Below are 6,000 nucleotides of genomic sequence, written 5' to 3'. Positions count from 1 at the left end.
GGGGAGATAATGACAATTAAAAAACAGTTAATTGTAATGTCTATAGTATTTGATGAAGAAGCAACTTATGCAGAATCAGCAGCCGAAGCAATTTCGCACAGACTTTTCAATGAAGATGGCATTATAGAATGGGATTTTCGTGTAAAGAAAGAAGAAACATTGTCAGCGGATATAACGGATGAGGATTTAGAGGATTAAAAAAAGAAAGAGGTCGCTCTCACTATTACGAAAGCAACCTCTCACGTTCTTTTTTCTTCTCCATCAAAGCGACATATTTCAAACCATAAGCAATCAATTCATTCACGCTATGACTAAAGTTTTTCTTACGGTGATCATACAGATAGTTTTCAGCAGCTTCATAGATGTTTGGTTGAAAAGAAATTGTTTGAGAAGGGTTTTTACAATTCGCTCTAACATGTGCCATTCGTATGCACTCCTTTTTTTAAAGTAATTTGTAACACATTCATACATTGGTACAATTAGTTTTCTTCTTCAAGTCGTAGTAGATCGTTAACTTCACAATCGAAGTAAACACAAAGACGAGCTATAACATCAAATGTAATCTGGATAGAAGATTCATTGTAAAGTTTCGAAATTGATTTTCTGCTAAGGCCTGTGGCATCGGAAACATCTTGAATATTTACTCCTTTTTTCGCCATAAGGACTCTTAGGTTATTTTTTACTACCATTTGGTATCACCTCGATACCTATTATACTCACGAAATAAAAAAATACAACTACTTTTTAAAATTTTTTTCTGAAAAGTTAATACCCATGGGTTGCGTTTAATACCCAAGGGTGTTATAATAAGGATATGGAGGAGGTGGTAATAATATGCAAGAAACTCCGTACATCGAAGTTAAACTTTGGGAAATGATGGGGAAGCGCAATATTCGCACCATAGAACACTTACATAAGAAAAGCGGTCTTTCCAGAAAAGCGATCTCCAAAGCGTTAAACAAAACTCAGTACCGTATGCAAGTTGATACAGTTGCGAAACTTTGTAAGGCGCTTGATTGTGAGATTGGAGATTTACTAGTTTTAAAGAAATGAGGTGATTATATGTTTTATGTAAAAACAAAAATTAATGACCATGTAGAAATTAAGATTGATCTATACGAAGATGAAATTTTTACTCAATGTCCTGATTGTGGGGTTGAACAAGAAGTTGATAATCAAACATTAATTTCTGTTTTAGAAGATGATGGAGACTTTGCTTCAACTTCTATCTATTGTGCAGATTGTTCTCAAAAACATATAGGGGTGGTTAAATGAGTCAATTAAAAGTAATCGCAAATGATATGCTGCCGGTTTACGAAAATGAGAATGGAGATAAAGTAATTAACGCTAGAGAACTTCATTCAAAGTTAATGGTTAGTACAAGATTTAATGACTGGATTTCGCGGCATATTGATAATTACGGATTTATTGAGAACGAGGACTTTTACTCATTTTTGAGTAAAACTAACGGAAGACCATCGGAAGAATTTTTATTCACTCTTGATGCAGGAAAAGAAATTGCTATGGTACAACGAAATGAAATTGGTCGGGCAATGCGTAAATATTTTATAGAAGTCGAAAAACAATTTATGCAACAAAAACCAAAATCACAATTAGAAATCTTGCAAGCTTCCATAAATCAATTAGTAGAACAAGAGAGAAAAATGCAAGTTTTAGAGCATAAGCAAATGTTGATAGAAAAGGAAAATCAAGTTCTTAAAACAAGAGTGGATAATCTAGATCAAGTGAACATCGAAGGAAATCCACGTCAGCAATTTAATTCGATGATTCGGCTATATGCCCATAGAAATGGTGGGCAATATTCGAAAGCATGGAAAGACTTTGTACAAGCATTTAATACAGCATTTCAGACGAATTTTGAATTGAAGCGGCAAAACTACATTAACAAAGTCGGCAAAGATGTAAGCAGACCACAGTATTTAGATGAAACCGGACAACTAGATGATGCAATTAGGGTAGCCGACAAATTACTAAATCAAAAGAAAAAAGCCTAGTGCTGCAACACTAGACATTGATTTAATCATGTATTAAATATTATTTTCCTCGTGTCCATTATATACCAAACTATTTTAAATGTACACGGGGAATATCAGTTCGGGGTGTGAAAATGCAGAAAAACTATTATGCCATTATTCCTGCTAATGTTCGCTACGACAAGGATTTAACACCCAATTCAAAGCTTTTATATGGTGAAATTACTGCATTGTGTAATGAAAAAGGATATTGCTGGGCGAGTAATGCTTACTTCTCTGAATTATATAGTGTCAGTAAAGTATCCATATCGAAATGGATCAATCAACTTGTAGCGAAAGGCTACATTAGTACGGAGATTGAATACAAAGAGGGTACTAAAGAAATCTTTAATAGGTATATAAGAATTGTTAATGACCCTATTAAAGAAAAGTTAAATACCCCTATTAAAGAAAAGTTTAAAGATAATAATACAGATATTAATACTACATTTAATAATACAAAAGAATATATACCTTTTGACGAAGTCGTTTCCTACCTTAATCAAAAAACAAATTCTTCTTATCGCTCAACATCTAAGAAAACACAAACATTAATTAGAGCAAGATGGAACGAAGGATTTAGACTAGAGGACTTTAAAACAGTCATAGACAAAAAATCTGCGGAATGGTTAAACGACAATAAGATGAATCAGTATTTACGTCCAGAGACATTGTTTGGAACGAAGTTTGAGAGTTATTTGAACCAAAAAGGCGGTGGACAAGCTGCAAGCCATAAACAACGTATTGGAACAGATGATGAAACAAGATCCAAGATTCGCGAAACGAATGAACGACGCAAAAAAATCGCTAGAATCGAATCCGGTGGAGATATTAACGTTGCCTTCTGATAAATGCCCATACCACAAATGCGACGGGACAGGATGGATATGGAAGAGAGATTGGTCAAAACGTCATTTACCTAACAAAAAGGATGAATGGCAGGAGCAATGTGATTGCTACGAACAGTTAATGAAACAACGAGAGATTGAAAGAAAGCTAGATTTGGCACAAATCCCACCCATTTTCAAAGATGCTACAGTTAATTCGTTTGATGTGAATCTATACAAACAATCGGATAGTAGAGAAACTGCAACTACTGCCAAGAAAGCGGCTGCTAATTATGTATCAAATTTCAAAACTATGCAAGAGTACGGAAAGGGATTATATCTATTTAGCGAAGTGAAAGGGTCTGGGAAAACAAGATTAGTTTCTAGCATTGCGAATGCCTTAATGAAAATGTACGGTGTAGATCTAGCTTTTCTAAAAGCAGATGACTTACTTACGCAAATCAAAAAGACATTTAACGGAAAAACAGAATCCACAGAGAGCGAAATCATTCAGTTATTTAGAAATGTAGAAGTATTAGTGATAGATGATATTGCTGTTGAGAAGTCCACAGACTTTGCTGAGAGAGTTTTCTTCAATGTCTTAGACTATCGCTTAGAACACAAAAAAGTAACGCTATTCACTGGAAATAAGACCATTGACAACTTAGGGAATGTCTACATAGAAGGTCGTGTCAGTAGCAGAATTAAAAAAATGTCGCTTGAAGTATATATGCCGGAAGAATCGATTCGGGATGATGAAGCAGAGAGCGAAAATAAGGAATTAGAAAAGATTTTATTTGGATAAGAGGTGTTTTAATGACAGTTCAATCAATCCCAGGAGTATATCAGATTACTCCTGGACACATTAGAAAATCAGAAAAACAAAAGAAAATTGAAGCGGAGATTATGGAAGCAAAAACCGAATATGTACGAAAAAGATTAAAAGAGTTAGGGGTGCGGTGAATGAGACCGAGAATAAGTCAAGCGGTTATAGATGAATTTTCAGCAATTATTGATGCACAGGATAAAAAAGGAATTGATAAGTATGGACGCAGCATTGACGATGCAATAGACGAAGATTACGATTGGAAGCTTATGGCCTTAGAAGAAAGTGCTGATCAGCTTAAATATTTGGTACGCGAAGTAAAAATGCTTGAGAAAAAGCTAAAAGAAGAACGTGAGCGGAGACTATTACTGGAAAAGTGGCACACTCGCAATATGAATTTTGAAGATGTTCCGGAGGTAGTGAAATAAAAACCTCCCAAAAACGATATGGAGCAGATGACATTCGCTTTGTCAGTAACAAATCTCACATAGATAACACAGTTTACGAATGGAAAATGACACCAGAGCAATTGGCAGAATATAAAAAGAATCAAAAATCGCCAATAGGAGTGGATAAAATGAACGGATTAACAAAGGGAAAATATGTGGAATTGAAAAAGGTAAATCAATTAAAAGATACTGTCATTGCTCAAAAATATAAAATAAATCCTACTCAATTAATCGAGTGGAAAAAGGTAACATTCACACCAGATGAATTAAAGGCTTTAAACCTACCTAAGAGAGTCCAAAAGGTAGATGTGACTAAAACAATTCAAGCAGAAGAAAAACCGCAGAAAACGGAAATTAAAAAGAATCAGACACAAGAAAAAACAATAGCTTACTTAAAATCAGAACTTCAAAAAGAACAAGAACGTCATACAAATTCCATTAAGAAACTTAACGAGGATGCTGAAAGAGGTGTCGCTAGATATGAAAGAGCCATCAAAGACCTTAAGGAAAAATTAGAATTAGAGCAAGAAGCGAAAAAGCGTATGGCAGCAGCACACCAAACAAACATTCAGAAGTTTATTGATGAAAAAGAACTTGCTTATATGAAAGCAAATGATGAAAAAATGAAATACTTAGATACTCTTGAGAAGTTAAAGAAAACGGATTACGAACTGCAAAATGTTAATCAGAGAATAAAAGAGTTAGAGAGTGAACGTGATCAATTGAAACTAGATTTCGAGAAAGCAACAGCATTATTGAATCCACTAATAAAAGTAATCAAGATTGCACTTTAGGAGGAAGAATCATGAAATCTAACCTATATACCTACTTAAAGAAACAGGGATTCCAAGAAAGAACCTTAAACCTACTTTCAGAATTTGGACTAGCTAAACTTGTGAAGGAGGTCAAGGGGAGATGAAATATACCTTGAAAACCATGAAAGTCCTTCAAAAAGGTGACATGATGACGAAAAGCGATATTGAATATTTACTAAAGCGTGAAGTAAGTAGGTCTGATATTGCTAAAGCGTTAGGAATGAAAACATCGGAATTCAATTATATGTGGTTGCAGATGAAAGGTCCAAAAAAATCAGAGGAAGATAAAAACAAGAAAAGAAACTTCCGCAGTTTAGATATTACAAAAGAAAAATATCTCAACTATAGAAAACAAGGATATAGCGAAGTGGAAATAGCAAGGTTAGAACATATCAGTCGGAAAACATTATTTAATTGGCGATTGAAAATGTTTACGGATAAAGAGTTAGAAGGAATACCAGTTAGACGAGGCAGACGGAAGAGGTTGAAGGTATGATTGGATTCCACCCATATTCCAAAGAGCAGCAGTTAAGGAGAGAGAAAAAACCTAAGAAAAAACGAAAGAATCCATTGAAACCGGAAGTATATAAAGGGCGAGTTATCCCGAAGAAACAAGTCCGAGGGAGGATATTGCGAAAAGAATATAATAAAGCAGCAGAGCGTCATGGATATGAATGTTATGTTTGCGGTACGACTCAAGCATTAGAATGTCATCATGTTAGGTTTAGAGCGAATGGAGGTCGTGGAACGCATAGAAATCTTATATTCCTTTGTGGAAATCACCACAGGGGTAAATATAGCCCACACCAACATGAAGGGCTTAGAAAGGATTTAGAAGCGTTACACGAAAGCAAGTATGGTCCATATTATTATTGCGATAAATACGATCTATTCAAAGCTGGCATAATCGAAAACACCTCAGATGAATGCTTTGAGAAATTCATGAGGGAGGAAGAAGAGAGATGTCTAAAACTTGGACAAACGCTCAATGGTTAGCATGGCAACAAAAAGTGATCCGTGAAGAAATGAAAGAATTAAAGGGAAACAAAC

13 protein-coding genes are annotated in these 6,000 nt (G+C 34.9%); 11 read left to right on the top strand and 2 right to left on the bottom strand.

Going from position 1 to position 6,000, the window contains the following annotated elements:
* On the top strand, positions 1-198 hold a 198-nt coding region (locus CWO92_RS07090; protein WP_207767785.1), incomplete at its 5' end, for a hypothetical protein.
* 25 nt (positions 199-223) lie between these two features.
* Here CWO92_RS07090 and CWO92_RS07085 read toward each other — a convergent pair.
* Positions 224-424 carry a hypothetical protein gene (locus CWO92_RS07085; RefSeq protein ID WP_101353498.1) on the bottom strand — a complete coding sequence of 67 codons (201 nt, stop codon included), beginning with the start codon at positions 422-424 and terminating at the stop codon, positions 224-226.
* A 55-nt stretch (positions 425-479) separates the two neighbouring features.
* Positions 480-689, bottom strand: coding sequence for a helix-turn-helix domain-containing protein (locus CWO92_RS07080; protein WP_101353497.1), 210 nt, complete (start codon positions 687-689; stop codon positions 480-482).
* A gap of 145 nt (positions 690-834) precedes the next feature.
* Here CWO92_RS07080 and CWO92_RS07075 point away from each other — a divergent pair, with 145 nt between their 5' ends.
* From CWO92_RS07075 to CWO92_RS07035, 10 genes are all read left to right on the top strand, one after another.
* Positions 835-1,053: a helix-turn-helix domain-containing protein gene (locus tag CWO92_RS07075; protein ID WP_101353496.1), complete on the top strand. Its 219-nt coding sequence runs from the start codon at positions 835-837 to the stop codon at positions 1,051-1,053.
* 9 nt (positions 1,054-1,062) lie between these two features.
* Positions 1,063-1,275: a hypothetical protein gene (locus CWO92_RS07070; protein ID WP_101353495.1), complete on the top strand. Its 213-nt coding sequence runs from the start codon at positions 1,063-1,065 to the stop codon at positions 1,273-1,275.
* Complete coding sequence (locus tag CWO92_RS07065) at positions 1,272-2,015, top strand: antA/AntB antirepressor family protein (RefSeq protein WP_101353494.1); 744 nt, start codon at positions 1,272-1,274, stop codon at positions 2,013-2,015. The genes CWO92_RS07070 and CWO92_RS07065 overlap by 4 nt, the downstream gene beginning before the upstream one ends.
* Before the next feature lie 113 nt (positions 2,016-2,128).
* On the top strand, positions 2,129-2,881 hold the full coding sequence (locus CWO92_RS07060; protein ID WP_101353493.1) for a conserved phage C-terminal domain-containing protein: 753 nt from the start codon (positions 2,129-2,131) through the stop codon (positions 2,879-2,881).
* Entirely contained in the window at positions 2,871-3,665 is a 795-nt protein-coding gene (locus CWO92_RS07055; RefSeq protein ID WP_165786624.1) for an ATP-binding protein, read from the top strand. Before CWO92_RS07060 ends, CWO92_RS07055 begins: the two co-directional genes overlap by 11 nt.
* A gap of 11 nt (positions 3,666-3,676) precedes the next feature.
* Positions 3,677-3,823, top strand: a complete 147-nt coding sequence (locus tag CWO92_RS25300; RefSeq protein WP_165786623.1) for a hypothetical protein — start codon at positions 3,677-3,679, stop codon at positions 3,821-3,823.
* Positions 3,824-4,114 (top strand): hypothetical protein, encoded by a 291-nt coding sequence (locus CWO92_RS07050; protein WP_101353491.1) that lies wholly within the window; start codon positions 3,824-3,826, stop codon positions 4,112-4,114. It begins immediately after the preceding gene.
* A gap of 149 nt (positions 4,115-4,263) precedes the next feature.
* Complete coding sequence (locus CWO92_RS07045) at positions 4,264-4,929, top strand: hypothetical protein (RefSeq protein ID WP_101353490.1); 666 nt, start codon at positions 4,264-4,266, stop codon at positions 4,927-4,929.
* A gap of 121 nt (positions 4,930-5,050) precedes the next feature.
* The gene (locus CWO92_RS07040) at positions 5,051-5,446 is read left to right on the top strand and encodes a hypothetical protein (protein ID WP_101353489.1); all 396 of its coding nucleotides are present in this window, start codon (positions 5,051-5,053) and stop codon (positions 5,444-5,446) included.
* A complete protein-coding gene (locus CWO92_RS07035; RefSeq protein ID WP_101353488.1) occupies positions 5,443-5,946 on the top strand; it encodes an HNH endonuclease in 504 nt (167 codons plus the stop codon). Before CWO92_RS07040 ends, CWO92_RS07035 begins: the two co-directional genes overlap by 4 nt.
* The last annotated feature ends 54 nt before the right edge of the window (positions 5,947-6,000 follow it).

Source organism: Heyndrickxia camelliae (genome assembly GCF_002844575.1).
Classification (GTDB): Bacteria; Bacillota; Bacilli; order Bacillales; family Bacillaceae_C; genus Margalitia; species Margalitia camelliae.
This window is presented reverse-complemented; position numbering and strand designations above follow the sequence as displayed.

What these genes read in the sequence shown, in the direction of transcription:
- CWO92_RS07085 (WP_101353498.1), bottom strand. Translation starts at nt 424, where the DNA reads ATGGCACATGTTAGAGCGAATTGTAAAAACCCTTCTCAAACAATTTCT.
- CWO92_RS07070 (WP_101353495.1), top strand. Translation starts at nt 1,063, where the DNA reads ATGTTTTATGTAAAAACAAAAATTAATGACCATGTAGAAATTAAGATT.
- CWO92_RS07065 (WP_101353494.1), top strand. Translation starts at nt 1,272, where the DNA reads ATGAGTCAATTAAAAGTAATCGCAAATGATATGCTGCCGGTTTACGAA.
- CWO92_RS07035 (WP_101353488.1), top strand. Translation starts at nt 5,443, where the DNA reads ATGATTGGATTCCACCCATATTCCAAAGAGCAGCAGTTAAGGAGAGAG.
- CWO92_RS07050 (WP_101353491.1), top strand. Translation starts at nt 3,824, where the DNA reads ATGAGACCGAGAATAAGTCAAGCGGTTATAGATGAATTTTCAGCAATT.
- CWO92_RS07075 (WP_101353496.1), top strand. Translation starts at nt 835, where the DNA reads ATGCAAGAAACTCCGTACATCGAAGTTAAACTTTGGGAAATGATGGGG.
- CWO92_RS07080 (WP_101353497.1), bottom strand. Translation starts at nt 689, where the DNA reads ATGGTAGTAAAAAATAACCTAAGAGTCCTTATGGCGAAAAAAGGAGTA.
- CWO92_RS07060 (WP_101353493.1), top strand. Translation starts at nt 2,129, where the DNA reads ATGCAGAAAAACTATTATGCCATTATTCCTGCTAATGTTCGCTACGAC.
- CWO92_RS25300 (WP_165786623.1), top strand. Translation starts at nt 3,677, where the DNA reads ATGACAGTTCAATCAATCCCAGGAGTATATCAGATTACTCCTGGACAC.
- CWO92_RS07045 (WP_101353490.1), top strand. Translation starts at nt 4,264, where the DNA reads ATGAACGGATTAACAAAGGGAAAATATGTGGAATTGAAAAAGGTAAAT.
- CWO92_RS07040 (WP_101353489.1), top strand. Translation starts at nt 5,051, where the DNA reads ATGAAATATACCTTGAAAACCATGAAAGTCCTTCAAAAAGGTGACATG.